At 38.5% G+C, this 2,221-nt stretch carries 3 protein-coding genes; all 3 read left to right on the forward strand.

Going from position 1 to position 2,221, the window contains the following annotated elements; genetic code table 11:
- Positions 1-1,432: threonine--tRNA ligase (gene thrS / locus ACEW8U_RS08410; protein ID WP_373521597.1), on the forward strand; the 1,432-nt coding region annotated here is incomplete at its 5' end.
- Between the two features lie 89 nt (positions 1,433-1,521).
- The gene (gene infC, locus ACEW8U_RS08415; RefSeq protein WP_373521598.1) at positions 1,522-2,073 is read left to right on the forward strand and encodes a translation initiation factor IF-3; all 552 of its coding nucleotides are present in this window, start codon (positions 1,522-1,524) and stop codon (positions 2,071-2,073) included.
- 21 nt (positions 2,074-2,094) lie between these two features.
- The coding region (rpmI, locus tag ACEW8U_RS08420; RefSeq protein ID WP_373521599.1) for a 50S ribosomal protein L35 at positions 2,095-2,221 on the forward strand (127 nt) is incomplete at its 3' end.

Raw genomic sequence — 2,221 nt, forward strand, 5'->3', positions numbered from 1 at the left:
CACTTTTTATGAACAAGGCAATTTTGTGGATCTCTGCCGTGGACCACATATCCCAAATACAGGTTTTATCAAAGCAGCCAAGCTTTTGAACATTGCCGGTGCCTATTGGAGAGGGGATGAGAAAAGAAAAATGCTTACCCGTATCTATGGCATTACTTTTCCGAAAGCCAAGGAATTGCAGGACTACCTGTTTATGTTGGAAGAGGCAAAGAAAAGAGACCACAGGAAATTGGGAAGAGAATTGGAATTGTTTACATTTTCTGAAAAAGTAGGAATGGGATTGCCTTTGTGGCTACCAAAAGGTGCGCTTCTAAGAGAACGCCTTGTCAACTTTATGAAAAAGGCACAAGATAAATCCGGATATCAGCAGGTAGTTACGCCGCATATAGGCCATAAAGCCCTATATGAGACTTCAGGACATTATGAAAAATATGGTAAGGATTCATTTCAACCAATTCACACCCCCAATGAAGGTGAGGAGTTTTTGTTGAAGCCGATGAACTGCCCTCACCACTGTGAAATCTACAAACACAAGCCTAGATCATACAAGGACCTTCCTATCAGATATGCTGAATTTGGAACTGTTTACAGGTACGAACAAAGTGGTGAATTACATGGATTGACCCGTGTTCGTGGTTTTACTCAAGATGATGCACATATTTTCTGTAGGCCAGATCAGGTAAAAGAAGAATTTATTAAAGTAATAGACTTAGTATTATATGTATTCAAGGCATTGGGTTTTTCAGAATACACCGCACAGATTTCTTTGAGGGACCCTGATGATAAGGATAAATATATCGGTACCGATGAGGCATGGAACAAAGCAGAAGCTGCCATCATAGAAGCTGCTGCCGAAAAAGGACTTGATACCGTGACTGAATTAGGCGAAGCTGCTTTTTATGGTCCAAAGTTGGATTTCATGGTCAAAGATGCCTTGGGCAGAAAATGGCAATTGGGTACTATTCAGGTCGATTATAATTTACCAGAGAGATTTCAATTGGAATATATTGGCTCTGACAATCAAAAACACCGTCCTGTTATGATACATAGAGCCCCATTTGGGTCTTTGGAACGTTTTGTAGCAGTTCTAATAGAGCATTGCGCCGGAAACTTCCCGTTGTGGTTGTCACCGGATCAGATTACTATTCTACCCATTTCCGAGAAATATATAGAATATGCAGAGATGGTTAAAAGTGCTTTAGAAGATTCTGATATCATTGGGATGATAGATAACAGGGATGAAAAAATCGGCAGAAAAATACGTGATGCTGAAGTTAAAAAAATTCCTTTTATGCTCATCGTCGGAGAGAAAGAACAGATTGAAGGTATGGTTTCTGTAAGAAAGCATGGTCAGGGTGACCTTGGTAATTATACCCCTGAGGGCTTTGCTGCTTACTTCAAAAGGATAATTGAAGAATCATTAAACAATTAAATAAATACGGTATTAATTAGGGAGTTTTTTTATATCTCAAATTTATTCCGATATTTGCAGGCAATTTCATTAAAACAACCATTAGAATTTTGAAAGGAAGAACCCCGTTCAGACAGAGACAAGAAGAACCTTACAAGGTAAATGACAAGATTAGGTCAAGAGAAGTTAGGGTAGTAGGAGATTTTGTAGATGGCGGAAACGCTGTACTCACCTTGGCTGATGCCATAAAAATTGCAAAGGAGAACGAACTTGATCTCGTTGAGATTTCCCCAAATGCCAGTCCGCCTGTTTGTAAGGTGATTGACTATGCAAAATTCAAGTACGAACAGAAGAAAAAGCAAAAGGAAATCAAAGCTAATGCTTCAAAGACTGTTCTTAAAGAAATCAGGTTTGGTCCCAATACTGATGATCATGATTTCAATTTTAAGTTGAAGCATGCTATCGGTTTTCTTAAAGAAGGTGCAAAAGTAAAAGCCTATGTCCATTTTGTAGGTAGGTCAATTGTATTTAAAGAGAGGGGAGAAATGTTGCTTTTGAAATTTGCGCAGGAATTGGAGGAATATGGACAGGTGGAACAACTTCCAAAAATGGAGGGGAAAAGAATGTTTCTTTTCTTAGCACCAAAAGCCAGTAAGAAATAATTTCAACAAACAAATACAGTTATGCCTAAAGTAAAAACTAAATCAAGTGCAAAAAAACGGTTTACCTTGACAGGTACCGGAAAAATCAGAAGGAAGCATGCTTACAAAAGCCACATTCTGACCAAGAAATCTACCAAAAGAAAGAGAA

Source organism: Aquiflexum sp. (genome assembly GCF_041751335.1).
In the GTDB taxonomy this organism is placed as follows: domain Bacteria; phylum Bacteroidota; class Bacteroidia; order Cytophagales; family Cyclobacteriaceae; genus Aquiflexum.